Source organism: Janthinobacterium sp. FW305-128 (assembly GCF_020858135.1).
Lineage (GTDB): Bacteria > Pseudomonadota > Gammaproteobacteria > Burkholderiales > Burkholderiaceae_D > Janthinobacterium.
The window spans coordinates 561,960-588,290 of sequence record NZ_JACYMK010000002.1 but is presented as its reverse complement, the minus strand read 5'-3'; the positions used below and the strand labels follow the sequence as shown (position 1 = coordinate 588,290).

Genomic DNA, 26,331 nt, shown 5'->3' with positions numbered 1-26,331 from the left:
CGGGTGGCCCGCGTGCGCCGTGGTGACCTTGGCAAGGCGGGGGCGCCCGGTCTTGCCAGTGTAGGCAGGCAAGATGCCGCGCACATCATCCGATCGGATGACACGGCCTCAGGCATCCAACACGGTCAGGTGCGCCGTCGCGCCGTGGATCAGCGCGATCAGCTCGCCCTGGCGGCGCGTGTCGGTCTTCAAATAGGTGTGGTGCAGATGCGTCTTGACGGTATTGACGCTGATGCCGCCGCGCGCGGCGATTTCCTCGATGGTGGCCCCTTGCGCCAGTGCCTTGCCCACTTGCGCTTCGGCTTGCGTCAAGTCGAACAGCTGCCGCAAGGCAGTGACAGACGTGCTCGCTTGGGTGGGATCGCGCGCGATCAGCAGCGCGCATGGGGGCTGGCAATCGGCAAGCGGTGTGACTGTCAGGGCCAGGGGGCCTTGCTGCCTGCGCGCCAGGCGCAGCGACTGGCATTGCGCTGCGCCGCCGGTGCTGCCGATGACCATGCGCACGGCACGTGCCAGGTCGGGCGGCGCGGCGTGCGCCAGTTGCGCCGCATGCAAGGCGTGGCCGGCGGGCGTGGCGAAACGTAGTCCGAGGTTGGCGTCGAGCACCAGCACGATGGCGCCCATGGCGTCGAGTGCCGCCAGCGCGCAATGGCTGGCCAGTTGCGCTTCGCGCAGGCGCCGCTGCAGGCACAGGGCGCGTTGCAGATGCGGCAAGAGTTCCTGCCATTGCTGGCCGCTCAGGTCAAAGCTGTCGAGCTGCGGCCAGTCGCCCGCGCCGCAGGCCGAGTCGTACATGGCGGCGATCAGTTTCCCCACATCCGCCGTTGCTGTACCTGTGTCCATGCTTGCCCCCAATCCTGACTACATCAATGTGCCGCAGGCGCGCAGGTGCGGAACTGGGTAAGGGCGGTGTTGCGCAGCGATTCGTCCCACCTTTGTGAGGAAGGTCGGGTCGTTGCCATCTGTCCTGGGCAACTATCAAGATAGTACAAACGCTGCCCCACCGCAATGCGCCGCCGCCGATGTAATCGTGCTCCCGGATTAACATTCCCCGATACAATAAAATATTGTCATAAATATAAACTCAGGGCATGGGACGGGAGTCGCATGCCATGCTGATCGAGGAAGTCATATGACCAGCAGTATTTTTTCGATGAGACCGCTTTTGATCGGTTTCCTGTGTCTTTGCATGGCGGTTTCACAGGCGGCAATGGGCAAGGAAAGCCATGAGTTGACGGTGAATTTAAGCGGCTACAACCATACCGATCACGGGATAGGCAGTTATGAGGTGACCTTGCAGAATGGCGCCACTGCGGAAGCGGGCTATCTGGACGCTGGCCAGGGCGGCGGCGGCTATACCTGTGCCTTGCCATTCCCCGCGTGTGGCAAGCGGGAATGACGGCGAATATCGTCATTCATACGGTAAAAGACGGCAAGGATGTCCGCGTCGAGCAAAACGTGGAGGTTCCCCCGTATGCTCCCGCCGATGCTGGCCGGTTCGTCGTAATCTTCTGTTTCTCGCGGACAGAATTTAAGTTCCAGCAACGCAACGGTTTTCGCTGTCAAAGCACGCCGTTGCATTTCGGACAGGAGCTTGACACTTTCCCTTAACGCCCTGGCGAAACAGCTCTTGATGCGTTTCCCGAAGGGCATGTTCGTCCAAGTTGGCGAGAGGTATCATCATCAAGTTTGCTTATTGCAATGGCAGGCCAGGAGAGGCCGGCACTGCAGCGGTCTTGCGCCGTATCACCACCGTATCAGCGATCTTGTCATGCCACCCCTGCTTGCGCGAGTCCTTGCCAATCCAAAAGAACCCCAGGTAAAGCGGTAGCGCGGACAGGTAAGAACTGAGACAGCGTTTGACACACTGGCCGGCAGAAGGCTTGTTGCCCGTCTTCGCATCGACAATGATCGCGCCGATGGCCATCTTGCCAGGTGTTGTAGACAAGGTAATCCAAAACGCCAATTGAATCAGTGGCGGCATGACACATGAAATCATGAAGTGGGCCGGGCCACGAAACAAGGAATCGGTCGAAAAGTAGCTTCGGCCATATATGGCTATCAGCATCGGCATGATGATAATCAGCAAGAGCAAGCTGTCGATCAACGTCGCGCCAACGCGTGGCCAAAAGCCGACATAGTCCATTTCAGGATTCTGTTGCATTATTTTTCCAAAACGTCAGTAAATGGGTGGCCGCCAGCGTCGGGGCAGAATGGCGCAGTGTACGACCTTGTTGCTTTCATTGCAAGCTAGAGCTTTTGTCAGGTATTTGATAGCGCAGGGTGTCATCCGCAGCAATCGGACGCATGGAAAACATATCCATAGGGTAAGCTTCGGGCCTAGGCTATTTCGCAACTCTATCAAAAGTACATGACATCCATAATGATCCCTGACGTCGCCCTAGTCGACAACACCGAACAACGCACGCCGCTGGTGCTCGTGCTCGACTGCTCCGGCAGCATGGCGGGCGAACCCGTCGCGCTGCTCAACGATGGCCTGGCCTTGCTGGAACAGGAACTCAAGTCCGATGTGATCGCCGCCAAGCGCGTGCGCATCCTCGTGATTCAATACGGCGCCCACGATGAAGCCGTGGTGGCCAGCAACTGGTGCGACGCCATGGATTTCACGGCGCCCCAGCTTGAAGCGAACGGCACCACGCCGACCGGTGCGGCTGTCGAACTGGCCCTGGCCGAGATCGAGCAGGAAAAGCAGCGTTTCCGCGCGGCGGGCGTGGCGTACACGCGGCCATGGCTGTTTTTGATGTCGGACGGCGAGCCGACCGATCCCTGGCAGCGCGGCGCCGAGCAGGCGCGCGCGGCTGAACAGGCGAATAAAGTGGCGATCTTCCCCATCGCCGTGGGCGACAATGCGAATACCGATACCCTGGGGCAGTTTTCCAGCCGTGGCGAACGGGGCGTGAAGCAGCTGAAGGGCTTGCAGTTCCGCGAACTGTTCCTGTGGCTGAGCGCCAGCATGCAGGTGGTGTCGCAATCGCGCCCCGGCGCGCAGGCGCAGCTGGCATCGACGGACGGCTGGTCCGTCGTGAATACGTGAAAGCCCGCTGATCCATGGCGATAGCAAAGCAGCAGTGGCGCGTGTTCGGCGCCTCCGTCACGGGCAAGGCGCACCTGGATAAAGACATCCCTTGCCAGGATGCGCACGCGCACGCCGTCGTGAACGACGTTTTGGTGGCCATCGTCTGCGATGGCGCCGGCTCGGCCCGCCTCAGCGAGCACGGCGCGCAGTTTGTTGCCGCGCAAACCGTGCAGGCGCTGGCCGGACGGCTGGAGCAGGGCGCCACCGTGCAGGATCTGCGTGACGGCGCGCTGGCGGGCACCCTGGCGCAGATCCGCGCCGCGCTCGACGACATCGCCCGCGCCGCCAATGCCACCCTGGACGACTACGCCAGCACGGTGGTGGGCGTGGTCATGGGGCAAGAGGCCGGCTTCTTCTTCCACCTGGGCGACGGCCTGGGCGTGGCGCAACTGATGGACGGTGGCGAACTGATCTCGCTGCCTGCGAATGGCGAATACGCCAACGAAACATATTTCATCAGTGGCGAGCGCTGGCGCGAACAGCTGCGCCTGCTGGCGATTCCGCAAGCCGTGCGCGGCGTCGTGCTGATGTCGGACGGCTGCATGCCCTTTGCCATGAGCAAGAACAATGCAGCGCTGTACGCGCCGTTCATGGATGCCGTGCAAGGCTATCTGCGCACGGTCGAGAGCAGCGAGCTCGGCAATACGGCGCTGGCGTCCACCCTGGCCGACCCGCGCACGCACCAGATCACGGGTGACGACAAGACCCTGTTGCTGGCCTTGCGCGCATGAGCCGGAAGCAGGGAGTCACGCCCGGTCTGAGTCCGGGCGGCAAGATATGGCTCGATAAAGTCCGCAGCCTGGTGCTGGGCAAACTGATTAAAAGCGGCGGCGCGGGCAGCGTGTACCTGTTGCCCGGCGCGCCCGCGCAGGTTGCCAAGCTGTACCACCCGCACTTGGACCGGGCCGCCAACCGGCGCAAGCTCGAAGCGATGCTGGAACTGTCGCCCGAATTGCCCGACCAATTGGAAAACGGCAAGCGCTACGTGCAGATCGCCTGGCCGCAAGCGGCCGTGTTCGACGGCCAGGGCGGCTTCGCCGGTTTCGTCATGCCCCTGCTGGACATGGCGCAGACGGCGGAACTGGAACAGATCATGCAGGAGCGGCAAGCGCGCGCGGCCGGCTTGCCCACGGGACTCGGTCCCAAGCTGACCCTGGCCGCCAACCTGGCCGCCGTCCTCGACGCGCTGCACCAGCAGCAGCATTACGTGGTCGACTTAAAACCCGTGAACCTGCGCTTTTACCGCGATTCGCTGTACATCGCCATGCTCGATTGCGACGGTTTCAGCATCCAGGGGCATGCGGAGCGTTTTCCTGCCGAGCAATTCACGGCCGACTACCTGGCGCCGGAATTCCAGCGCAAGGGCATGCCTGCGGGCACGGAGCTGGCGCAAGACCGTTTCGCCCTGGCCGTCGTCATCTTTCAGTTGCTCAACTTCGGCATCCACCCGTACAGCGGGCGGCCCGGCAATGCGCAGGCACCCACCGACATTCCCGGGCGCATCCGCGATGGTTATTACGCGTATGGCGTGAAGCGCCACAAGAACATGGCGCCGAACGCCACCAGCGGCCACGCGCTGATGCCGCCCGAATTGCGCGCCATGTTCGACCGCGCGTTTTCCCAGTCGCCAAACTCCCAGCGGCCATCGGCGGCCGACTGGGCGCAATTGCTGCGAGGCTATGCGCAGCGCAGCGGCGGCAAGTTGACAGTGTGCGCCGTGAATCCCGAACATCAGCATTTTGCGGGCCAGGGCTGCGCGGCCTGCGCGCGCGACAAGGTCATCGCCTCGGTCGCGCAAGCGTCCGTGCAGGCGCAGCAGATGCAACTGCAACAGCCATCGTTGCCGCAGCAGCGCGGCGCGCACCATACGGCGCCGGGCCAGGCGCCGGTCTTCATCCCCGTGGCGGGCAACACGGGGGGCGGCATCACGGGCAAGGGCTGGGCCGTTGTGGTGCTGCTGATCGTGCTGTTCCTGATCGGCTTTACGGCCTGGACCTCGTCGCCCGACGAGGCGAAGGACAAGGCCGCGATGCAGGCCCAAGCCGAGCAGGCGGCCGGCCTGGAAGTATTCAGCTGGCGCCCCCGCAAGGCGGCCGGTTTCCAGCCGTCCGATGCGCGCAAGGCCGTGCGCAGCCTGTCGCAAGCGGTCAGCAAGGGCGACGATGACGCCGTCACGCGGGGCTTGCAACTGTTGTACCGTGCCGGAGAGCAAAAATCGTCTGTCTACGGCGGCGACCCCGTCCAGGCGCAGCTGCGTGCGTCCTTGCTGGAAGGCCTGGGCTGGGTGCCCGGCTATGAGCCGGCGCTGGTGGCTAACTACCTTGACTTGCTGCAAGCGAACCCGCGCGACCATCTGGTGGCGGCGGCCATGGGGCGCATGCACCTGAGCCTGAACGAACCGCAGGCGGCGCGCCAGTACTTCGAGCAAGCCTTGTGGGCACGCCCGACCGATGGCACGGCCTGGCTGGGCATCGCGGCGACGGCGCTGCTGCGTGGCGGCGACGAGCGCGATGCCGTCAACATGGTGGCGCTGGCGCAGCTGACGGCCTACCGTTATGCCGTGCAGAACGCCGTACCGGCGGAACCGGGCGAACCGGCCGACAATGGCGTCGTCCGCACGATGCAGCGCATGGACCTGAACGCCAAGATGCTGCGCCTGGTTCAGGGGTGGGATTACCAGAAGCGCTGGGACAAGGCGCTGGCCGATGGCGCGCTGCTGGCGGCCAGGCTCAAGGCCATGCCGCCCTTGCGCGACCAGGCCGGCGGCGTGCAGCGCGAGACGATGACGACCGTGACTTACGGCGTGCTGGACGAACAGCATGCAACGGGTGAAAACCGCCTGACCCTGACCATTGCGGCCGACGGCACGCTCAGCTATGCGGCGGCCGAGTTGCCGATGGAGCCGATGCTCAACAAGGTGCTGCTCGACAGCGTGAAGCGCTGGACCTACTTGCCGGCCGTGCAGCACGGTCAATTGCGGGAGGCCAAGGTGGTGGTGCTGGTGCGCTATCGTAACGGCCGGGTCAGCTTCGTGCCGGCCGGCGTGGCCGCCACGACGGAAAATTAAAGGAATAGCATGAAAATCAAGACCTTATGTGCGCTGCTTGGCGCTTGCCTGCTGACCCCGGGTCTGGCGCAGGCGGACATCGTGCAGCGTCAACTGCTGACAAGCATGGCCGTCGAACCCGACAGCGAAGGCGGCGACGTGTTCACGATTGCCGGCACGACGGCCTGCGGCGGCAAGCAGATCCGCATAGATGCCCGCTCGGTCAATCTGGACGAGGCGCCGTACGACGCGCTGAAAGCCGATCTGGCCCGGCACATCCGCAGCAAGACGCCCATGCGCGTCACCCTGAAAAAATGCCCCGAGGATGCAAGCGTGCCCATCGTGCGCCAGATCGCCGCCTGCACGCCAGCCGCCTGTGCCGATGGCCGGGCGCGGCTGTACCTGCACGAAGGTTTCTACCCCATCGAGCAGGAAAAAGCGCCCAACGTGCTGCTGTTGCCCTTGCCGAAAGGCAAGCTGCCAGGGACGTGGAAGGTCGATATTTATAGCGTCGCCGACCACAAGCTGCGCCTGTCCGGCCAGGTCAACCGCGCCGACTATGCCTCCGGCGAGCTGGTGGGCGGCTATGTCACGTATTACCCGAATGGCAAGATCGAGAAACAGGTGGCGCAGGATGGGCAAGGCCGGCAACACGGTATCGGCAGCAAGTACTATCCCGATGGCACGCTGGAGCTGCGCGGCAACTGGCGCCATGGCATGCCCGAGGGCGAGCACAAGCGCTATCACGCGACGGGCAAGCTGAGCGAGACGAGCAGCTACCGCGACGGCCAGCGCCTGGACGGGCCCGTGCAAACCTTCGATGAAAATGGCAAGCCCAGCACCAGCTACACTTTACGCAGCGGCAAGATGGAAGGCGAGATGCTCACGTATTTCCCGGATGGAAAAATCTCCAGCCGTTCAGAAATGAAGGACGGCAAGTCCAATGGCTTGACGACGAATTACTACCCCGATGGCGCCGTGCACGCCAGGATGACGCAGGTCGACGATTTGCCGGTCGGGGAAGCGCTGGAGTTCTATCCCGACGGCAAGGTGCAAAGCCGCCAGCGGTACGGCGCCAAGGGCGGGCTGCTGAGCCTGCAGCGCTACAGTCCGCAGGGCGTGCTGGTGCTGGAACGACGCTGGGATGCGCAATGGCGCGAGCAGGGCACGTCGCGCTCGTGGTACGAAAATGGCAAGCCCGAGCAAGCCATCGAGTATGTGAACGACCGGCGCGACGGCTGGAGCCGCAGCTGGCGCGAAGATGGCAGCCTGAAAAGTGAATGCCAGTATGTGGCGGGCAGGGCCCAGGGCGGCTGCGGCGAGGCGCCGCCGGCGCCGGAACTGCAGCGCAAGGAGCAGGCATGGCGCGCCTTGTGAAGCATATGCTGCTTGCAACGCTGCTGTGGCCGGCGCTGGTCCACGCCGAGATCGAACAGCGGCAAGTGGTCAGCGCGATCAAGGCCGAGGCCGGCAAGGGCGGCGGCGATGTACTGACACTGGCCAGTGACAACGGTTGCGGCGGGCGCCAGGTGCGCATGGATGCCTTGTCCGTGCACCTGGACGCAGCGCAATACGCGGCCATGAAGCAGCAGCTGGCGCCGTTGATACGCGAGGCGACGCCCTTGCTGATGCGCATCCTGTCGTGTCCGGCGCCGGGCGCAGCGGCGGACATGCCCGAAGTTAGCAAACTGGGCGGCTGCGAGCCGCAAGCGTGTGCGGACGGCAAGGCGCGCCTGTATTTGAATCACCATCTGTCGCGCGGCGAAGTGAAGGAACATGCGCGTTATGCGCTCGTCGTGCCGCTGCCGCCCGGCAAGACGCCGGGCACCTGGCAAGTCGAGATCTATCACGTGCGCGAAGGCGAGCCGAAGCGGCTGACGGGCCAGGTCGACGCCCCCGATTACCTGCGCGGCAAGCTGGTGGGCAACTACAGCATGTATTACCCGCATGGTCAGCTGGAAATGCTGGTGGAGCAGGACGGGCGCGGCGTGCAGGAAGGCGTGCAGACCCGCTATTACCCGGACGGCCAGGTTTCCATGCGCGGCAGCTGGCGCAATGGCGTGCAAGAAGGCGAAGAGCAGACTTATCACCAGAGTGGCAAACTGATCGAGTCGCGCACCTACCGCAACGGCGCCCGCGCCGATGGTGTGGTGGAAACGTTCGATGAAAACGGCAAGCTGCGCACGCGCATGACGCGGGTCAAGGGCGAGACGCACGGCGAGCTGCTGCTGTTCTATCCCGACGGCACCGTGGAAAGCCGCAGCCAGTATGTGAATGGCATCATGACGGGCCCCAGCACCGGCTATTTCCCGGATGGCAAGGTACGCAGCACGGTAAGCTATGTGGACGGCAAGCCCGCCGGCGACAGCGTCGAATATTATCCGGACGGCAAGGTCGCCAGCAAGCGCACGCACAGCGGCCATTACGTGCTGCGCAGCGAACAGCGCTTCAGCCCCCAAGGCGTGTTGCTCGTGCAGAAACAGTGGAACGAGGGCGGCCGCGAGGAGGGCGCATTGCGCTCTTGGTACGCCGATGGCAAGCCGAAGCAGCTGATCGAATACGTCGATGGCGAGCGCCAGGGCTGGACGCGGCATTGGAACGAAGATGGCAGCCTGGAAAGCGAATGCCGCTATGTGGCGGACGAGCCGCAGGGGGAGTGTATGGGTGCGTCTGCCAAGATGTCGTACACGGAGGATGGGATTGAGCCGCTGATGCCGGAATCTTGAGCGAGGTAACCGGATGGCGGATGGCATCCACAGTTCTTCCGGTCGCAGACTGTGCTGCTGGCGTCAAACACCGCTGCCAGCCCGGACGGGACCTTGGCACATGGCCGTTTGTGCTGGACCGGGCCTTTTGTGGTCGGCTGCATTCGCCCCGAAGCGGACCTTCCCAACCGCAAGATCCGGATGGTTGCGTCTCATCTCTCCGCTCGTTCAAAGCGTTGATCGACCAACCGGTTCTACCTGCCCAGCCAGATACTCCGTAATGCCGCACCAGGCGGATGGAGTGAAGCTTAGTTTGCTGCGCCCAACTAATCCTGATCCCAAAGGAAAAATAGTCAAGCACTGCTTTTCCACAATAAAGCCAATCATACCGATCCAACCTTCAGGTATAAACCACCATGAGTCACCTTCAATTGAATAAACTCAGGTCGCACTCGACCGGTCGGCCAAGGTGCCGCTGTAACGCTCTGACGGCTTGGTCGAGCGAGTCTTTCGAATTGTGACCAACGCTTCCGCGTCGGCCATGAAGAGAATATCGTTCAAGGAATTCTGATTCGCGCTGCTGAACTTTTCGATCAGCTTCGATGGCCCACTTTTCACAAGCCGGATGAGCTCCTTGCATCCCATAGATTTCGCACACGCCTCAACGAAGAGGCCGCAGACCTCGACTTCTTCCAAATATTGTTTGTCCATTGTTCAGGCTTGCAAGTCACGTAAATATGTCTGCTTTTGGCCGGATTCAGCCCGACGCATATTGGTTGCCTTTAGGCCATTCGCCATTTGCACGATACTCGTTAAGGATTTTCCACACAGCTTTTTTAAATCTAGTTCCGGAGTCATCGCCGGGCATTGGTAATAGAAGCTACGCATCGAGAGTGTTGCTTTGCACCACAGATTCGCGATGAAAAAATAGTCGACGAACCCATCGGTCTCTTTGTCTTTCAGCATGCCGATTGACTGTTCGTCGACTCGCATATCTTCAGTAAGCTTCAGATCATAATTCTATAGGCAACGTCTGCTAGTGGCCGATTGTTACTATCAAATAATGGCTCCTTCCCACAAACTTACGCGCGTCCAAACGTTTCTAGGGAGCCAGCGAGTTTGTAGTCGGTAAGTCCATAAAGTTTCTTTAGTAATGCATCGATCGCTTGAAATAGCATGTTAGGGTCAGCTAACTTGTACTGAACACATGCCAGCCGGCCGGGCGACCAATCGATGATCTGTGCAGGCTGAAGTCCTGCAAAAACGTCGGTGATGAGGGAGACCGGTGAAGAATTTTCCGTATAAGAGAAATCCATGTAGTCGCCGTAGATTAGTATCCATACGTCAGGACGCCCAACAACGCTTAGTCTCGCGTAAAACTCCCTTGATGGAAGCTCACTATGGAGATTTAGGCTGCCAAAGGCTCCCTGCAAGATCCGGCGAACTTCTTCTTTTGATTCCTCTCGCATTGCTAATCCTACTCAGCTTATGAATGACTTTAATGCGCTGCATCTCGCATGTTTGCACGAACGTCCGCTTCTGGCCGCTTGAAGCCACCTCAAATTCCATACCTGTTCCGAGCAGCGGCCTCAAGCTCAGCTTGCGCCAAGCCTGCTTGCCGCCAAAATTCAAAAAATACTCCAATGTTTCGGCAGTAGCGCCACTATCCATAGGATGCAAGACGAAGATGGCCGTTCTTATTTTCAAAACGTCCGGCTCGTCCGATTGGTCTCGCCCTTCAATTGCTCGCCAGAGGCGTACACGCTCAGCGATGACTTCCTCAGCCGTCGCCGCACCGGTCATGTATCGATTCGCCACCGCTGCCGCTGACCTGGCAACCGCAGGCAATTGCGCATTCACTCTTCCGATAGCATCAATCATGAATCGCTGCGCTAAAGATTGTTCTGCAGGGTCATCCAGGTCCACCGCGGATGCAATGGCATCAAAAAGTCTCTTATTCAACATTTGCATTCAGTTTCGGTGATTGCGCGATGCCTGCGGCGGGGCCGCCTCTGGCAAATGGCGTGCCCCCAAGACACAGACTGGGGTCCTACCCGCGGTACGACCCCGGACCTTGCATGGGTTCCATGATGGAAGCGCCTGGTGGCTTAGCGGTGCGGCGGCGTCAGCACGCTGGCGATGGCCTTCGGCAAGGTTTCCGGATAATCGCGGCTGAAGTGCAGGCCACGGCTTTCGCGGCGGGACAGGGCGCTGTTGACGATCATCGAGGCCACGTCGACGAGGTTGCGCAATTCCAATAAGTCGTGCGTGATGCGGAAGTTGCGGTAGTACTCGTCGATTTCCTCTTTCAGCAGGGCGATGCGGTGCTGGGCCCGCTCCAAACGCTTGGTCGTGCGCACGATGCCCACGTAATTCCACATGAAGCGGCGCAGCTCGTCCCAATTGTGGGAAATTACCACTTCCTCGTCCGCATCCGTGACGCGGCTTTCATCCCAGTCGGGCAGGTAGGGCGTGCCCAGCTTTTCCTTGCTTTCGATATCCTGCGCGCAGGCGCGGCCGATGACGATGCATTCCAGCAAGGAATTACTCGCCAGGCGGTTCGCGCCATGCAAGCCCGTGCACGCCGTCTCGCCGACCGCATACAGGCCCGGCAAGTCGGCACGGCCGGACAGGTCCGTCACGACGCCGCCGCACGTGTAGTGGGCGGCGGGCACGATGGGAATCGGCTGCTTGGTGATGTCGATGCCCAGTTCCAGGCAGCGCGCGTAAATGGTGGGGAAGTGTTCGATGAGGAATTCGGCCGGTTTGTGGCTGATATCGAGGTGCACGTAGTCGAGGCCCCGCTTCTTGATCTCGAAGTCGATGGCGCGCGCCACCACGTCGCGCGGCGCCAGTTCGGCCCGCTCGTCGTGGGCCAGCATGAAGCGCTGGCCGGCAGCCGCGCCCGCTTCAGGCGGCAGTTTCAGCAAGCCGCCTTCACCGCGGATGGCTTCGGTGATCAGGAACGACTTCGCATATGGGTGGTACAAACAGGTCGGGTGGAACTGGATGAATTCCATGTTCGACACGCGGCAGCCGGCGCGCCAGGCCATGGCGATGCCGTCGCCGCTGGCCGTGTCGGGGTTGGTGGTATATAAATACACCTTGCCGGCACCGCCCGTGGCCAGCACGGTGTGCTCGGCGGCAAACGTGTGCACCTTGCCCGTTTGCTCATCCTGCACGTACAGGCCGTGGCAATGCGGTTGCGCATTGCGCTGCGTGGGCTTCATGCCCAGCTTGTCGGAGGTGATCAGGTCGATCGCGCAATGGTGCTCGAACAGGCTGATGTTCGGGTGGGCGCGCACCTTTTCTTCCAGGGTCACTTGCACGGCGTGCCCGGTGGCGTCGGCCGCGTGGATGATGCGGCGCTGGCTGTGGCCGCCTTCGCGGGTCAGGTGGAAACCCAGCTCGGCCGAGGCGTCGCGCGTGAATGGCACGCCTTGCTCGATCAGCCATTCGATCGCTTCGCGGCCGTGCTCGACGATGTAGCGCGTGGCGCTCTCGTCGCACAAGCCGCCGCCGGCGATCAGGGTGTCTTCGATGTGCTGCTGGTGGCTGTCGCCGGAGTCCAGCACGGCCGCGATGCCGCCCTGCGCCCAGTTGCTGGCGCCATCGAGCAGCGCGCGTTTGGAAATGATCGCGACGGTGCGCGTCTCAGCTAAATGCAGTGCAACCGATAAACCCGCCAGGCCACTGCCGACAATCGCTACATCAAATTTCATGACATTTATCTTCTTTTAGGGGAAGCATACTATATGCCATTTCCCCTCATTCGGTAATGTATTGAGATAAATTCTGCCAGTGAAAGATCGCTGGGGCTGTAGCTTGTGGCGCATCAATGTCTTCTTGGAACAGTTCGCCATCATGGCAAGACCAGCAGCGGCCCGCCTTGCGCGCCGCCTGGTGCTTTTTGCCGCAGGGGGAACCATGATCCGCATCTTCAGCCATTATGTCTCGAAAACAGCGTTTATCTTGCTGTTGCTGGAAATCCTGCTCCTGCTGCTGTCGGCCACCCTGACGTCCTTGCTGTGGCTGGCGGACGGCAGCCGCGTGCTGCGCGTGGGCGATATTTACCTGTCGTCCGCCATCTTTGCGCTGGTCATCGTCCTGAGCATGAGTGCGCTGGGCATGTACCAGCACCGCTCGCGCGAAGACATCCGCAACACCTTATTGCGCATCCTGCCTTCGTTCGCGCTGGGTTTTGCCGTGCTCAGCGTCCTGATACGCTTCATTCCGGCGCTGCAATTCGGGCGCGGCAGTGCGATGATCTTCGGCCTGGGCGCCATTGGCGTGCTGCTGGCGCGCCTGGTGGTATTCAAATCCTCGCAATCGGCGCTGATGGAAGGCCGGCTGATCCTGGTGGGCGGCGGGGCGCTGGCGCGCGAATGCATGGACTTGGCGGCCAGCAAGATTGGCTTCCATCAATTTACGGTGGTCGGCTGCATCGATGTGGCGGGCGAGCAATGCTGCGTGCCGGCCTCGGCCTTGCTGCCGGCCGGACCGTCGCTGCTGGCCACGGCGCAGCGCCATGCCGCGCATGAAATCGTCGTGTCCGTCAGCGACCGGCGCAATGGCGCGTTTCCTGCCAAGCAATTGCTGGAATGCGCGCTGGGCGGCGTCAAGGTTATCGACGCGGCCACGTTTTTCGAGCGCGAAGCATGCCAGATCCGCATCGATTCCTTGCAACCGAGCTATCTGATCTATGGCGGCGGTTTCGACCAGAGTTTTTTCCGCGCCGCGTCGAAACGTTTGTTCGATCTGGCGGCCAGCGCGGTTATCTGCCTGGCCACGCTGCCCGTGATGCTGGTGACGGCCCTGTGCATCCGCCTGGAAGACGGCGGCCCCGTGTTTTACCAGCAGGAGCGGGTGGGGCGCGATGGCCTGCCTTTCAAGGTGCTGAAATTTCGCAGCATGCGTTGCGATGCCGAGCACGACGGCAGGCCCATCTGGGCCCTGGCCAATGATGCGCGTATCACGCGCGTGGGTAATCTGATCCGCAAGCTGCGCATCGACGAACTGCCGCAGATGCTCAATGTGTTTCGCGGCGAAATGAGTTTCGTGGGCCCGCGTCCCGAGCGCGCGTATTTTGTCGAGCAATTGAAGGAGCAGGTGCCGTACTACAACATTCGTCACAACATCAAGCCTGGCATCACGGGTCTGGCGCAGGTGCGCTACCAGTATGGCGCTTCCGTCGACGATGCCGTCAAGAAGCTGCAATACGATCTGTATTATGTGAAAAACAATAGCCTGTTCCTCGACTTGCTGATCCTGCTCGACACGGTGCAGGTAGTACTGTTTGGCAAGGGCAGCCGATGATGCGGGCGCAGTCGGACTGGCTGGCGGCGGCCGATGCGGCGGCGCTCAGCCATGGTCTGGCATCGCTGGCCTTTTTCGTGCTGGCGCTGCTGCTCATCAGCAATTGGCGCGCGCGGCAGAACGTGCGCGCCTTGCTGGTCGCGTGCCTGGCGACGGGAGTCTGGGCCACGGGCACGGTGGTGCTGGTGCTGCTGGGGCAACGCATCGCGCTGGCCGGCGACGCGCTCGAATTGCTGCGCACCCTGGCCTGGCTGGTGTTTTTGCTGCTGCTGATCGAACCGTCGCGGTCCCGCCTGCGCCTCGTGCTGGCCGGCATCGTTCTCACGGCGCTGGCGCCCTGGCTGCTCTCCATGGCTTCCTCCTGGCTGGCGCTGCCTTTGCCGGCGCGCATCATCGCCAGTGTCTGCCGTTTGCTGCTGGCCGTGCTGGGCATGTTGCTGGTGGAACAGTGGTACCGCAACACGCCGCCCTTGAAACGGTGGGGCATCAAGTTTGCGTGCCTGGGCGTGGGCGGGCTGTTTGCCTACGATTTCTATTTGTACAGCGACGCCTTGCTGTTCCGCGCGGTCAACGATGACATCTGGGCCGCGCGCGGCATCGTCGACGCCCTGTGCGCGCCGCTGCTGGCCGTCTCGGCGGCGCGCAATCCGGGCTGGGCGCTGGGCTTGTCCGTCTCGCGCCAGATGCTGTACCGCTCGGCTGCCTTGCTGGGCTCGGCCATTTATCTGCTGGCCATGGCGGCCAGCGCCTATTATTTGCGCTATTTCGGCGGCACCTGGGGTTCCTTGATGCAGATGGCTTACCTGGGCGGCGCGGCCCTGCTGCTGGCGGGCGTGCTGTTTTCGGGCAGCCTGCGCGCCAAGCTCAAGGTGACTATCAATAAACATTTTTACAATGCCATCTTCGACTACCGCGAAGAATGGCTGCGGTTTACGCGGGCCTTGTCGGAAGACGGGCCGGCCCTGGGCGAGCGCACGATACAGGCCATGGCGAAACTGGTGGAAAGCCGCGCCGGCGCGCTGTGGATACTGCGCGAACCTGGCCTGTTTGCCCCGGCCGCCAGCTGGAACTGGCCGCCGAGCACGTGGAGCGAGCCGGCGTCCGGCAGCCTGTGCCAGTTTCTGGAGGCGCGGCAATGGGTGATCGACGTGCCCGACTGCGAGCACAACCCGCGCCAGTACGGCGGCTTGCTGTTGCCGCCCGCACTGCTGGCGCTGCCCGACGTGTGGCTGCTGGTGCCACTGATGCTGCATGGCCAGCTGTTCGCCTTTGTCGCGCTGGCGCGGCCCCGCACGCACATCGGCTTGAACTGGGAAATCCTCGACGTGCTGAAAATTGCCGGCAGCCAGGCCGCCAGCTATCTGGCGCACCGCGAATCGCTCGATACGCTGACGGTGGCGCGCCAGTTCGAGTCGTTCAACCGCATGTCGACTTTCATCGTGCACGACCTCAAGAACCTCGTGTTCCAGTTGTCGCTGTTACTGAGCAATGCGGAAAAGCACCGTGCCAATCCCGCCTTTCAGGAAGACATGCTGGGCACCTTGGACCATTCCGTGCAGAAAATGAAGACCCTGCTGCAGAAACTGGCGCGCGGCGAAGCGCCGGAAGCGCCCGCGCCGCTGCTGCTCGACGGCTTGCTGCGCCAGGCCGTGGCCGCCAAGGCGAGCCTGGCGCCGGCGCCCCGGCTGGAAATCGTCGATGGCGAACTGACGGTGCTGGCCAACCGCGCGCGGCTGGAACGGGTGCTGGGCCACTTGATCCAGAACGCCATCGAGGCCACGGCCAGCGATGGCAAGGTGGACGTGCGGCTGCGGCGCGAGCAGCACACGGCCGTGGTCGAGCTTGACGATACGGGGCAGGGCATGAGCGAACAGTTCATCCGCGAACGCTTGTTCAAGCCGTTCGACACGACCAAGACGGCGGGCATGGGCATCGGCGTGTTCGAAAGCCGCGAGTACCTGCGCGAAGTGGGCGGCAGCCTGGAAGTGCGCAGCGAACCGCAGGTGGGCACGACGTTTCGCGTGATCCTGCCGCTGCATGCGCCTTTGGGGGCAGCGCCGTCGGCGCTGACCCCAGACTTCCGTTGCCCTATTCACTGACAGGAGCTGATACGCATGGCCAAGCAAAAGTTGCTAGTCATCGAAGACGATCCCGGCCTGCAAAAGCAGCTGCACTGGAGTTTCGACGGTTATGAGGTCTTGCTGGCGGGCGAGCGCGAGGCGGCGCTGGCGCTGGTGCGGCGCCACCAGCCTGCCGTCGTGACGATGGACCTGGGCTTGCCGCCCGACCCGGACGGCGCCACGGAAGGCCTGGCCACGCTGCAGCAAATCCTCGCGCTGGCGCCGGACACGAAAGTCATCATTTTGTCGGGCAACCAGGAGCGCGCGCATGCCTTGAAAGCCATCGCGCTGGGCGCCTACGACTTCCACCAGAAACCGTTCGAGGCCGACATGCTGGGCCTCGTCATCGCCCGCGCGTTTTACTTGCACGCGATGCAGCAGGAAAACCGCCGCATGCTGCAGACGCAGGCCGACTCGCCCCTGGCGGGCATCGTCAGCCGCGATCCGGGCATGCTCAAACTGTGCCGCAGCGTGGAAAAAGTGGCGCCTTCGTCGGCCAGCGTGATGCTGCTGGGCGACTCGGGCAGCGGCAAGGAACTGATCGCGCGGGGCTTGCATGCACTGTCGAGCCGCCATGCCCAGCGTTTTGTCGCCATCAATTGCGCGGCCATCCCGGAAAACCTGCTGGAAAGCGAGCTGTTCGGCTATGAGCGGGGGGCGTTTACGGGTGCGGCGCGGCAAACGCTGGGCAAGATCGAGCTGGCCCACGGCGGCACTTTCTTTCTCGATGAAATCGGCGACATGCCGATGGCGCTGCAGGCGAAACTGCTGCGTTTCCTGCAGGAGCGAATCATCGAACGGGTGGGCGGACGGGCCGAGATCGCCGTTGACGTGCGCATCGTCTGCGCCACGCACCAGGATGTAAAGGTGCTGGCGGAACAGGGCCGTTTCCGCGAAGACCTGTTTTACCGCCTTAGCGAAATCGTGCTGCGCATTCCTCCGCTGCGCGAGCGGGCTGGCGATGCGGCCTTGCTGGCCCATCATTTCAAGAACAAATTCTGCGCCAGCGAAGGGCGCGGCAACCTGCATTTCAGCGCCGGCGCGCTGCAGCTGATCGAAAGCTATGGCTGGCCCGGCAACGTGCGCGAAGTGGAAAACTGCATCAAGCGGGCCGTCATCATGAGCGACGGGCCGCAGATCGCCGCCGACGATCTGGGCTTGCCCGCCAGCGCCCAGGCGGCGCCCCAGGACGAATCGCTGAACCTGCGCCAGGCACGCGACGGAGCCGAATACAAGGTCATGGTGCGCGCCTTGGCGCGGGCCGACGGCAATATCGCCAAGGCGGCCGAACTGCTGGGTGTCAGCCGGCCCACGCTGTACGACTTGATGAACCACCACGGCATCAAATAGTGTCCGTGCACTGATGTGTATCAAATATCAAGATTGTGTAAGGCGTCGCACATACGCAGGCGCCGCCGTGGAGCATCCTAGCCTCATCAACAACGAGGAGGCGTCATGAATGCGATCAGTTTATTAATGCAGGACCACAAGGCCGTCAAAGCCCTGTTTGCCCAATATGAAGGCTTGAGCGACCGCTCATTTGCCACCAAGAAAAAGCTGGCCGACCAGATCTGCCAGGAATTGACCGTGCACACGCAGCTGGAAGAAGAAATCTTCTACCCGGCCGTGCGTCGTCCCATCCACGATGGCGACCTGATGGATGAAGCCCTCGTCGAGCACGCGAGCGCCAAGGAACTCATCGCGCAAATTACCGCGATGGACCCCGCCGACGACCTGTACGACGCCAAGGTCAAGGTCCTGTCCGAGCAGATCGAACACCACGTCCAGGAAGAAGAGGGCGATATGTTTCCCAAGGTACGCGATACGGCCGTCGACCTCGACGCGCTGGGCAAGGAAATGGCCGCGCGCAAGGAACAGCTGACGGGCGTCGCCGCCTGAACGGCATAAAAAATCAACAATCAAGGGAGTATTTCATGCAAGCTACACAATTGTCCGTATCGGACCTGAACAATCCGGGCGTGTCCTGGGGCGCCGTGCTGGCGGGCGCCGCCGCGGCGGCCGCCTTGTCCTTCATCCTGCTGATCCTCGGCGTGGGCCTGGGCCTGTCGTCCGTATCGCCGTGGTCGTTCAACGCCACGGCCATCGGCGTGTCGACCATCGCCTGGCTGGCCTTCATGCAACTGGCCGCCTCCGGCATCGGCGGCTACATGGCGGGCCGTCTGCGCGTGAAATGGAGCGCCATTCATACGGATGAAGTGCATTTCCGCGATACGGCGCACGGCTTGCTGGCCTGGGCCGTGGCTACCCTGATCACCGTGGCCGTGCTGGCCGGCGGCACGCGCGCCGTGCTGAGCGGCGCCATCGATGCGGGCAGCGGCGTGGCGGCGGCAGTTGGCCCGGCCGTAGGGGCGGGCGCAGGTGCTGCAGGTGCCGCCAGCGCCAGGCAAGGCGAGGGCGGCGGCGCCAATCCGCTCGATTATTTCTCGGACATGCTGCTGCGCGCGGCCCCAGCGCCAGCTGCCTCCGGCACGCCAGCGATGGCGAATCCTGGCGCGACCGTCGCCGACCAGCGCATGGAAATCGGCAAGATCTTCGCCACTAGCCTGTCCACGGGCAGCCTGGCCGCCGATGACCGCGCCTACCTGGGCCAGGTCGTGGCCAGCCGCACGGGCGTGACGCAGGCTGAAGCGGAAGCGCGCGTCGACGCCGTCTATGCGCGTGCCGTGAAAGCTGCCGCCGATGCGAAGGCTGCCGCCCAGCAAGCGGCGGAAACGGCCCGCAAGGCCGGCGCCCACACGGCACTGTGGATGTTCGTCGCCTTGCTGCTCGGCGCTTTCGTTGCCAGCCTGGCGGCAACGTTTGGCGGCCGCCAGCGCGACCATGAGCGCGTGCTGCGCCACGTCACCATCTGAACCCCTACCTATTAGTTAAATCAAGGAGTCTGCCATGCGTTCCATCCTCTTGCTGCTGTTGGGTATTCCATTACCCATCGTCATACTGATCGCCCTGTTCGTCCGCTAAGCGTGCCAACATGAGAAAAACCGGCGCCCGCTGCAAGGTGGGCGCCGGTTTTTGCGTGAAAGCAGGCGCATGTGTAAGATGACGCCATCTTTCCACCGAGACTATCCATGAACGTGAGCACCATCCGTCCCTTGCTGAAAACCGCCGCCATCGCCGCCTTTGCCTGCAGCGTGCTGGCCTCGTGTTCCACCCTGATCGGCCCGCGCGACGTGAATGTGTCGCTCAGCAAGATGCAGCAAGGCCTCGAGCGCCGCTTTCCCATCGATAAACGGGTACTGTCCGTGCTGGACGTCAAGCTGACTCATCCGCAGCTTTCCTTGCAGCCCGAGCGCGAACGGGTCGCCTTGAGCGTGGACGCCAGCGTGATGCCGCCGTTCATCCGCCAGACCTGGCGCGGCAGTCTGGCCATGTCGGGCCGTTTGGTGCTCGACGCGCAGCGCAACGCCGTCTACCTGAGCGAAGCGAGCGTGGACAAGGTGAGCATCGACGGCATGGACGAGGCGCAGCAGCGCCAGTTCGCCAAGGTGGCCAGCCTGGTGGCCGACCAGCTCATGCATGAAACGCCGATCTACACGTTCAAGCCCGACGAATTGCGCTATGCGGGCGTGCAATTCGTGCCCACGCAGATCAGGACCACGGGCAATGGCTTGACGGTGACGTTCGAGCCGGTGAAGTAGGGGCGCATTGCATCAGCATGCTATTCCGGGCAAAAGTAATGACGGCTATCGGCAGGCGGATCTATCCGCTCAAGAACCACCCGGGCGAGCAGCTTTTCGATGACTGCCGCGTCGCGGACATTCTGCTCTGACACTGCATATCCATCATGTAAAGAAATTTTCACCACCCCGGCGTGGCACCAGATAAACACCTCGATACCCGTGATGGTGCACTGACCTGGCTGTTGCCACAATGTATCATCAATTAGTGATGGAAACTGCAGGAACAGATCGCCCTGGTAAGCGACGCCCGGCACGGGCTGCGGTGGCAGTGCGTCAAATTTCACCAGGTCGACGCCCAGGTCCGCCAAAAATGTGTCGAGTTGCGCCAGTTCCTTATAGACAAAGGAGATATCCAATGAGTCGCCGTCATTGGCATGTCCTCCAAGTGCCCTGAAAAAACGGAAAAACTTCAGCCGTTGTGCCCATCTGCGTAGCTTTTTTTCGCTATGTTCCCTGAACAGGTATTCCATCCATCTATTCACGGCGATCCTTCAGTGCGAGTGATGCTGGCGGGCATACAAGATATCTGTGTCGTTGTGTTATTGCGCGGCGTCGCTTCTTCATGGAACAGGTCGGCCAGGTATTCGCATAGCGCATCTGCTTGAATATCGTCCGGAATAATGAAATCGGCGGGGCGGCGCTTGCCTTCCGCACCCAGGTAGAAGGCGCGCCATGCTCCCGGATTGCCACGGATGGCGATCAGCGTGCCGAAAATATTGAATCTGTATTCCTGCATCAAGCTGCTCCATTCCCTTGCTCAGGTTTGACATTTGTTGTGCTATAGTAATATTTACTTATATAGTAACATTTACTGATCCAGGGGCGGACAATGGTCAATATCAGCACGGCGGGAATCCAACCAGGGGCACTGTCTGCCGCGGAAGGCAACAAGGTGTCATCAGGCAAGGCAGCATCGGACAAGGCTCAGACAACCCAGGCGCCAGCCGGCGTCGGCGCCGTCGCGGACGAGGTCGTGATTTCGACCCTGGCCGGGCGTTTGTCGACGGCCGCGACAGCGACCAGCGCCGCTATCGAGGGACACGATCATCGATCGCTGGGCGCATGGGTCAATGACAATATCAGCAGCATCCTGTATCCGCTGGACGCCGGACACAAGGCGGCCGCCGCACAGCAGCTGCCGCAACCGAATGACGCGGCATCGGCCAGGTCGGCCGCCGCCGCGACCGCGTTTATCGATAACAAGGGTCCCAATCCGTTTGCGGGCTTGTCGCGCGAGCAATTGGCCACCATCACGCACGACGACAGCGGGACATTTACGGTCAACGAGCGGCGCGCTGCCTATACGCAGGCCTATGATGAAGAGCAGGCGTGGCGCAGCCAGGTCGTGGCGCAAGCCATGCAGGAATACAATACCACCGGCAAGATGACCAATTTCTTCAAGTCGGCGCTGGCGCATTTCAATGCATTGCCGCAGCTGGAACAGGCACAGTATCCTGAGAATTACGCGAGCGGCCTGCAAGATAAAATCAAGCTCGATTTTAACTATTTCAATCACGCGGCCGGCGATGGCGCGCCTACGCCGGGTTCGCTGGCCGACATGCAGCGCAATCAGGGCGCCAAGCAAGGCGCAGACCTGTTTGAGCTCCTGAGCCGCTGATCACTGGAATTGTTCAACGGACATTGTTTCCACGAAGGCAGGCCGACTATAATCCTGCCTCGCATGCCTGGACACAGCATGTTCTCCAACATGAAGTGAAAACAATTAAAGGAATCTTCGTGAAACGTTCGCTTATCAGCGCCGCCTGCTGCGCTTTGTTCGCCTTATCCTCGCCATCGCTGTATGCTCAGCAAGCCCCCGTCTCCGGCATCGACCTGAAAACGCTGGACCCGGCCGTCAGTCCCAGGGATGATTTCTACGGCTACGTCAACGGCGTGTGGACCCGCAATACGGAGATCCCGGCTGACAAATCCGTCTGGGGCACGTATATCGAATTGCGTGAAATCGCGCAAGGCCAGCTGCGCGGCCTGATCGATGCCACCGTCAAGAACCCGGGCAAGCCCGGCAGCGAGGCGCACAAGATCGCCGACCTGTACACGAGTTTCATGAACGACAAGGCGCGCGATGCGGCCGGCTTCAAGCCCCTGAAGGCCGAGCTGGCCCGCGTCGCCGCCATCAAGGACAAGAAGGACTTGCCGGCGCTGTTTGCTTATTTGCAAGGCAATGGCATCCAGACGCCGTTTTCCGCCTATGTGGCGCCCGATGCGCAAGACCCCGAGCGCTACACGGTCAACATCAGCCAGTCCGGCCTGGGCTTGCCCGACCGCGATTACTACCTGAAGGATGACGACGCCAAGTTGCAAGCCGTGCGCGCCAAATACCTCAAGCATATCGAGACCATGCTGGCCATGAGCGGCGACAAGGCCGCGGCCGAACACGCGGCGCAGATTCTCGACATTGAGACGCGCCTGGCGGCCGTGCAGTGGACGCGCGTGCAGATGCGCGATCCCGTCAAGTCGTACAACCGCGTCGATTTCGACAAGTTCGCGGCGCTGGCACCCGCCTTCGACTGGAAAGCCTACTTTGCCGCCGCCGGCCTGGCGAAAAAGGAAAGCTCGGCCGTGGTGCGCCAGCCCAGCTTCATGACTGGCTTCTCCGAGACCGTGGCCGCCGTGCCGCTGGCATCGTGGAAGAGCTACCTGAACTGGCGCATCATCGAAAGCTATGCTTCCTACCTGGACAGCGCCACCGTCAAGGAGCGTTTCGCCTTCGACGGCACGGTGCTGCGCGGCGTGCCGCAAAGCGAACCGCAGTGGCAGCTGGCGCTGCGCTTCACGGATAACGCCATCAGCGACGCCGTCGGCAAGCGCTACGTGGACATGTATCTGCCGCCGGAAACCCGGCCCCGCGTGATGGCCATGTTCGACAATTTCGTCGCCTCGTTCAAGGATGGCATCGAGCAGCTCGACTGGATGGGCCCGGAAACCAAGAAGGAAGCCCAGCTCAAGCTGGCCGCCCTGAAGCCGAAGATCGCGTATCCCGATACCTGGCGCGACTACAGCAGCATGCAGACGCAGCCGAACGACCTGATCGCCAACGTGCGCGCCTCGCGCGCGTGGAGCCGCCAGCAAAACCTGGCCAAGCTGGGCAAGCCGGTCGACCGCGACGAATGGTCGATGACGCCGCAAACCGTCAACGCCAGCTACAGCCCGGCGCTGAACGCCATCACGATCCCGGCCGCCATTTTGCAGCCGCCATTTTTCAACGTGAAAGCGGAAGACGCCGTCAATTACGGCTTGCTGGGCATCACCTTCGGCCATGAGATCAGCCATGCCTTCGATGATTCGGGCAGCCAATACGATGCCAAGGGCCGCCTGCGCAACTGGTGGACGGCGCAAGACCGCGCGGCCTTCAAGGCGCTGGCAGCAGGGCTCGTCAAGCAGTACGGCGCCTACAGCCCCGTGCCGGGCTACCACATCAATGGCGAGCTGACCCTGGGCGAAAACATCGGCGACAATTCCGGCCTGTCGATCACCTACAAGGCTTACCAGCGCTCGCTGGGCGGCAAGCCGTCGCCCGTCATCGACGGTTTGACGGGCGAACAGCGCCTGTACATCGGCTTTGCGCAGAAATGGCGCGCGAAACTGCGTCCCGAAGCGGCGATCGCCCAGATCAAGAGCGACCCCCATTCGCCGGGCGAATTCCGCGCCAAGGGCACGGTCAAAAACCAGCCCGGCTTTTATGAGGCGTTCGGCATCAAGCCGGGCGACCCGATGTACCTGCCGCCCGAGCAGCGCGTGATCATGTGGTAAGCATGGTTTAAGCGGCTCGCCGCGCCGGGGACTATTCCTTGGCGTGGTTGAGCGTGTACCTGGGCAGTTCGACCGTCAGGTCTTCGTTTGACACGCGCGCCTGGCACGACAGGCGCGAGTGGGGCTGCAAGCCCCAGGCCTGGTCGAGCATGTCTTCTTCATTGTCGCCCAGTGCGTTGAGCGAGTCGAAACCCCGCACCACGACCACGTGGCAGGTGGAGCAGGCGCCCACCTGGCCGCAGGCATGTTCGATGTCTATCTTGTGAAGCAGCAAGGCGTCGCAGATGCTCATTTGCTCGGGCGCGTCGAGGACGGCGCCGTCGGGAGCGAGTTCGGGATGGGGCAGGACGGTGATTTTTGGCATGCGGGATTCTCCTCGGTTATCTTGCAATACCGTCACCTTGGGCCTTCCCGCCTTGGCAAGGTCAAGCCCCTGCGCGATCCTGTGCGACGATGCACGCGTCGAGATGATCGAGCAATTGCAAGAACACGCGTTTATCCGCAACGTGATTCATCGTGGCGCTCGTCAAGACATCGCTGGCCACCGCCGTCACGGCGGCCCTGGCCTGCGCGCAGGCGGCATGCAGCTGCGCGCGATCGAGTTCCAGCAAGGCCGTATCGATGGCTGCGCGCGTAAAATCGTAGGCATCCATGCCGCAGCAGCCGGCCACGCAATGCGTTTCCAGCCGGCAGATCAGCTGCCACAGTTCCCCCAGCAAGGCATCGATGTCGATCGCCTGGTCATAGCGGCCGTCAAGATCGATGAATTCGATCCAGGCGTCGTCGCCGATCTGGATATCGTACTGGCGGTCGCGTTCGGTCATTTTTCAACATTCTCCGGGTCGGTGGCATCGCATTATAAAAAAAACCGCCCGAAGGCGGCTTTCCCATGCGGTGCAAGCAAGGCGCTTAAATAAAATAGATCAGCGCGATGATGCCAATCACGAGCGCCACGCGGGTGACCTGGTAGGCCGTCTTGTTCCACGCCTTGAAGCGGCGGCGGTACTGGCCCATGGTCCAGGAAATCTGGAACAATTTACTCACGCCGCCCACCTGGTCGCCCAGCTCGTTGGGCGAGGCGGCGGCCGTCATCAGCGTGCGGCCCAGCCAGCGGTTCAAGCCTTGCGCCCAGCGGTAGCGCATCGGGCGCTCGATGTCGCAGAACAGGATGATGCGGTCGCTGTCGGCGTCGTTGCGGGCCCAGTGGATATACGTTTCATCGAACATCACGGCCTGGCCGTCGCGCCAGCTGTGGCGCTCGCCATCGACGTCGATGAAGCAGCGGTCGTCGTTCGGCGTCTGCAGGCCCAGGTGGTAGCGCAGCGAACCGGCGAACGGGTCGCGGTGCGGGTTGAGCTTGCCGCCTTGCGGCAGTTCCGCGAACATGGCCGCCTTGATGGACGGAATCGATTGCAGCAGCGCATAGGTTTGCGGGCACATCTGCTGTGCCGACGGGTGGTTCGCGTCATACCATTTCAGGTAGAAACGCTTCCAGCCATACTTGAAGAAGGAATTGAAGCCCACGTCATTGTTCTTTTCGGCCGCCTTGATCTTTTTCATTTCCTGCATGCGCAGCGCTTCATCGCGGATGATTTGCCAGTTCTGCTGCAGCGGCGCCAGTTCCGGGAATTGATCGACGGACAGATAGGGCGTGGCCGGCACCTTGGAAAAGGTGTGCATGAACAGGTTCAGCGGCGCCATGAACGAGGAGTGATCGAAGATCTGGCGGCGAAACGGCAGGCGCACCTTGCCTCGAAAATGAATATGTAAAACAGAAAACACAAAAATGCCCAGCAAGGCCCACTTCATACACAACCTCGTTTTGAAAGAATGGGGCAATTATAACCAGTTAATGCCCCGGCTACCCCGTGCCACGGTGAAGGAAAGATGAAGCGGCGCGCGCTGGCGCTCTGTCCTACAATGGCTTTATTTCATCACTGAAGGGGTAACAATGGAAATCTGGCACGCACCGCTTGACCTGGCCGCCCTCAACGCCGCCAGCGAGGGCACGGCCATGCGCCACCTGGGCATCGAATTCTCGGCCTTCGGCCCCGACTGGATCGAGGCGACCATGCCCGTCGACCACCGCACCATGCAGCCTTTCAAGCTGCTGCATGGCGGCGCGTCCGTCCTGCTGGCCGAAACCCTGGGCAGCATGGCCGCGAATGCCTGCCTCGACAGCAGCAAGCAGGTCAGCGTGGGGCAGGAAATCAACGCCAACCACGTGCGCGGCGTGCGCGGCGGCCACGTGACGGGGCGCGCCACGCCCATCCACCGGGGCCGCACCAGCCAGGTCTGGGAAATCCGCATCAGCGACGACGACGGCAAACTGTGCTGCATCTCGCGCATCACCATGGCCGTTATCGACACTCCGGGCGCAGGCTGACGCGGCGGTTCTTGACTTGCATCAAGGCACTAAAAGCGAGCGCGTGGAATCATCCATAACGCTGTTCGCTTATAATTCAGTGTGCTGTTGTATTGCGCGGGGTTTCCAGCCGCGCAACTACATTGCCCGAAATTAAAAGCTGACTGCCCAAAAAACGCCAGTTAGATACCCATCCTGCGCCATGCGGGA

The 26,331-nt window shown here is 62.0% G+C and carries 28 protein-coding genes; 16 read left to right on the top strand and 12 right to left on the bottom strand.

All coding sequences use genetic code 11. The features are described 5' to 3' along the window. Positions 1 to 108: 108 nt before the first annotated feature. Positions 109 to 843, bottom strand: coding sequence for a helix-turn-helix transcriptional regulator (locus tag IGS60_RS07490; protein ID WP_230503450.1), 735 nt, complete (start codon positions 841 to 843; stop codon positions 109 to 111). Between the two features lie 289 nt (positions 844 to 1,132). Here IGS60_RS07490 and IGS60_RS07485 point away from each other — a divergent pair, with 289 nt between their 5' ends. Then, positions 1,133 to 1,399 (top strand): hypothetical protein, encoded by a 267-nt coding sequence (locus IGS60_RS07485; RefSeq protein ID WP_230503448.1) that lies wholly within the window; start codon positions 1,133 to 1,135, stop codon positions 1,397 to 1,399. Then, a complete protein-coding gene (locus IGS60_RS07480) occupies positions 1,396 to 1,611 on the top strand; it encodes a hypothetical protein (protein ID WP_230503447.1) in 216 nt (71 codons plus the stop codon). Before IGS60_RS07485 ends, IGS60_RS07480 begins: the two co-directional genes overlap by 4 nt. Before the next feature lie 82 nt (positions 1,612 to 1,693). Here the strand turns inward: IGS60_RS07480 and IGS60_RS07475 are convergent, their stop codons facing one another. Continuing rightward, the gene (locus IGS60_RS07475; RefSeq protein ID WP_230503445.1) at positions 1,694 to 2,164 is read right to left on the bottom strand and encodes an RDD family protein; all 471 of its coding nucleotides are present in this window, start codon (positions 2,162 to 2,164) and stop codon (positions 1,694 to 1,696) included. A 207-nt stretch (positions 2,165 to 2,371) separates the two neighbouring features. Here IGS60_RS07475 and IGS60_RS07470 point away from each other — a divergent pair, with 207 nt between their 5' ends. From IGS60_RS07470 to IGS60_RS07450, 5 genes are read left to right on the top strand one after another with little or no spacing between them, the layout of a single operon-like run. After that, entirely contained in the window at positions 2,372 to 3,055 is a 684-nt protein-coding gene (locus IGS60_RS07470; RefSeq protein ID WP_230503443.1) for a VWA domain-containing protein, read from the top strand. Between the two features lie 14 nt (positions 3,056 to 3,069). Further along, positions 3,070 to 3,828 (top strand): PP2C family serine/threonine-protein phosphatase, encoded by a 759-nt coding sequence (locus tag IGS60_RS07465; RefSeq protein ID WP_230503441.1) that lies wholly within the window; start codon positions 3,070 to 3,072, stop codon positions 3,826 to 3,828. Continuing rightward, a complete protein-coding gene (locus tag IGS60_RS07460) occupies positions 3,825 to 6,164 on the top strand; it encodes a hypothetical protein (protein WP_230503439.1) in 2,340 nt (779 codons plus the stop codon). Before IGS60_RS07465 ends, IGS60_RS07460 begins: the two co-directional genes overlap by 4 nt. A 9-nt stretch (positions 6,165 to 6,173) precedes the next feature. Then, the gene (locus tag IGS60_RS07455) at positions 6,174 to 7,520 is read left to right on the top strand and encodes a toxin-antitoxin system YwqK family antitoxin (protein ID WP_230503437.1); all 1,347 of its coding nucleotides are present in this window, start codon (positions 6,174 to 6,176) and stop codon (positions 7,518 to 7,520) included. Further along, entirely contained in the window at positions 7,505 to 8,869 is a 1,365-nt protein-coding gene (locus IGS60_RS07450; RefSeq protein WP_230503435.1) for a toxin-antitoxin system YwqK family antitoxin, read from the top strand. Before IGS60_RS07455 ends, IGS60_RS07450 begins: the two co-directional genes overlap by 16 nt. A 420-nt stretch (positions 8,870 to 9,289) precedes the next feature. On the opposite strand, the gene IGS60_RS07445 is transcribed toward IGS60_RS07450, so the two are convergent. The 5 genes from IGS60_RS07445 to nadB all read right to left on the bottom strand — a co-directional run bounded on the left by IGS60_RS07445 (position 9,290) and on the right by nadB (position 12,570). Further along, positions 9,290 to 9,559: a hypothetical protein gene (locus tag IGS60_RS07445; RefSeq protein WP_230503433.1), complete on the bottom strand. Its 270-nt coding sequence runs from the start codon at positions 9,557 to 9,559 to the stop codon at positions 9,290 to 9,292. 3 nt (positions 9,560 to 9,562) lie between these two features. Further along, positions 9,563 to 9,841 carry a hypothetical protein gene (locus IGS60_RS07440; RefSeq protein WP_230503431.1) on the bottom strand — a complete coding sequence of 93 codons (279 nt, stop codon included), beginning with the start codon at positions 9,839 to 9,841 and terminating at the stop codon, positions 9,563 to 9,565. Positions 9,842 to 9,930: 89 nt separating this feature from the next. Beyond that, entirely contained in the window at positions 9,931 to 10,164 is a 234-nt protein-coding gene (locus IGS60_RS07435) for a hypothetical protein (protein WP_230503429.1), read from the bottom strand. A gap of 82 nt (positions 10,165 to 10,246) precedes the next feature. Further along, positions 10,247 to 10,819 carry a hypothetical protein gene (locus tag IGS60_RS07430; protein ID WP_230503427.1) on the bottom strand — a complete coding sequence of 191 codons (573 nt, stop codon included), beginning with the start codon at positions 10,817 to 10,819 and terminating at the stop codon, positions 10,247 to 10,249. Between the two features lie 137 nt (positions 10,820 to 10,956). Continuing rightward, the gene (gene nadB, locus IGS60_RS07425) at positions 10,957 to 12,570 is read right to left on the bottom strand and encodes an L-aspartate oxidase (protein ID WP_070218697.1); all 1,614 of its coding nucleotides are present in this window, start codon (positions 12,568 to 12,570) and stop codon (positions 10,957 to 10,959) included. A 205-nt stretch (positions 12,571 to 12,775) separates the two neighbouring features. Here nadB and IGS60_RS07420 point away from each other — a divergent pair, with 205 nt between their 5' ends. The 6 genes from IGS60_RS07420 to IGS60_RS07395 all read left to right on the top strand — a co-directional run bounded on the left by IGS60_RS07420 (position 12,776) and on the right by IGS60_RS07395 (position 19,943). Beyond that, complete coding sequence (locus IGS60_RS07420) at positions 12,776 to 14,164, top strand: TIGR03013 family XrtA/PEP-CTERM system glycosyltransferase (RefSeq protein ID WP_230503425.1); 1,389 nt, start codon at positions 12,776 to 12,778, stop codon at positions 14,162 to 14,164. After that, the gene (gene prsK / locus IGS60_RS07415) at positions 14,161 to 16,263 is read left to right on the top strand and encodes an XrtA/PEP-CTERM system histidine kinase PrsK (RefSeq protein WP_230503423.1); all 2,103 of its coding nucleotides are present in this window, start codon (positions 14,161 to 14,163) and stop codon (positions 16,261 to 16,263) included. Before IGS60_RS07420 ends, prsK begins: the two co-directional genes overlap by 4 nt. Positions 16,264 to 16,278: 15 nt before the next feature. Then, a complete protein-coding gene (gene prsR, locus IGS60_RS07410) occupies positions 16,279 to 17,634 on the top strand; it encodes a PEP-CTERM-box response regulator transcription factor (RefSeq protein ID WP_230503421.1) in 1,356 nt (451 codons plus the stop codon). A gap of 105 nt (positions 17,635 to 17,739) precedes the next feature. Beyond that, on the top strand, positions 17,740 to 18,183 hold the full coding sequence (locus IGS60_RS07405) for a hemerythrin domain-containing protein (protein ID WP_070218701.1): 444 nt from the start codon (positions 17,740 to 17,742) through the stop codon (positions 18,181 to 18,183). Between the two features lie 35 nt (positions 18,184 to 18,218). Next, on the top strand, positions 18,219 to 19,157 hold the full coding sequence (locus tag IGS60_RS07400; protein WP_230503419.1) for a hypothetical protein: 939 nt from the start codon (positions 18,219 to 18,221) through the stop codon (positions 19,155 to 19,157). A gap of 216 nt (positions 19,158 to 19,373) precedes the next feature. Further along, the gene (locus IGS60_RS07395; RefSeq protein WP_230503417.1) at positions 19,374 to 19,943 is read left to right on the top strand and encodes a DUF1439 domain-containing protein; all 570 of its coding nucleotides are present in this window, start codon (positions 19,374 to 19,376) and stop codon (positions 19,941 to 19,943) included. 20 nt (positions 19,944 to 19,963) lie between these two features. On the opposite strand, the gene IGS60_RS07390 is transcribed toward IGS60_RS07395, so the two are convergent. Continuing rightward, on the bottom strand, positions 19,964 to 20,455 hold the full coding sequence (locus IGS60_RS07390; RefSeq protein WP_230503416.1) for a hypothetical protein: 492 nt from the start codon (positions 20,453 to 20,455) through the stop codon (positions 19,964 to 19,966). 8 nt (positions 20,456 to 20,463) lie between these two features. Continuing rightward, positions 20,464 to 20,721 carry a hypothetical protein gene (locus IGS60_RS07385; RefSeq protein WP_099408367.1) on the bottom strand — a complete coding sequence of 86 codons (258 nt, stop codon included), beginning with the start codon at positions 20,719 to 20,721 and terminating at the stop codon, positions 20,464 to 20,466. 156 nt (positions 20,722 to 20,877) lie between these two features. Here IGS60_RS07385 and IGS60_RS07380 point away from each other — a divergent pair, with 156 nt between their 5' ends. Further along, entirely contained in the window at positions 20,878 to 21,603 is a 726-nt protein-coding gene (locus tag IGS60_RS07380; RefSeq protein WP_230503414.1) for a hypothetical protein, read from the top strand. A gap of 119 nt (positions 21,604 to 21,722) precedes the next feature. Next, the gene (locus IGS60_RS07375) at positions 21,723 to 23,756 is read left to right on the top strand and encodes a M13 family metallopeptidase (protein ID WP_230503411.1); all 2,034 of its coding nucleotides are present in this window, start codon (positions 21,723 to 21,725) and stop codon (positions 23,754 to 23,756) included. A 31-nt stretch (positions 23,757 to 23,787) separates the two neighbouring features. Here the strand turns inward: IGS60_RS07375 and fdx are convergent, their stop codons facing one another. The 3 genes from fdx to lpxO all read right to left on the bottom strand — a co-directional run bounded on the left by fdx (position 23,788) and on the right by lpxO (position 25,565). Further along, complete coding sequence (gene fdx / locus IGS60_RS07370; RefSeq protein ID WP_230503409.1) at positions 23,788 to 24,120, bottom strand: ISC system 2Fe-2S type ferredoxin; 333 nt, start codon at positions 24,118 to 24,120, stop codon at positions 23,788 to 23,790. Between the two features lie 61 nt (positions 24,121 to 24,181). Then, positions 24,182 to 24,580 (bottom strand): DUF6331 family protein, encoded by a 399-nt coding sequence (locus IGS60_RS07365; RefSeq protein ID WP_070218707.1) that lies wholly within the window; start codon positions 24,578 to 24,580, stop codon positions 24,182 to 24,184. A gap of 85 nt (positions 24,581 to 24,665) precedes the next feature. After that, on the bottom strand, positions 24,666 to 25,565 hold the full coding sequence (gene lpxO / locus IGS60_RS07360; RefSeq protein ID WP_070218708.1) for a lipid A hydroxylase LpxO: 900 nt from the start codon (positions 25,563 to 25,565) through the stop codon (positions 24,666 to 24,668). A gap of 142 nt (positions 25,566 to 25,707) precedes the next feature. On the opposite strand from lpxO, the gene IGS60_RS07355 reads away from it, so the two are divergent. Then, the gene (locus IGS60_RS07355; protein ID WP_070288290.1) at positions 25,708 to 26,142 is read left to right on the top strand and encodes a hotdog fold thioesterase; all 435 of its coding nucleotides are present in this window, start codon (positions 25,708 to 25,710) and stop codon (positions 26,140 to 26,142) included. Positions 26,143 to 26,331 lie beyond the last annotated feature (189 nt).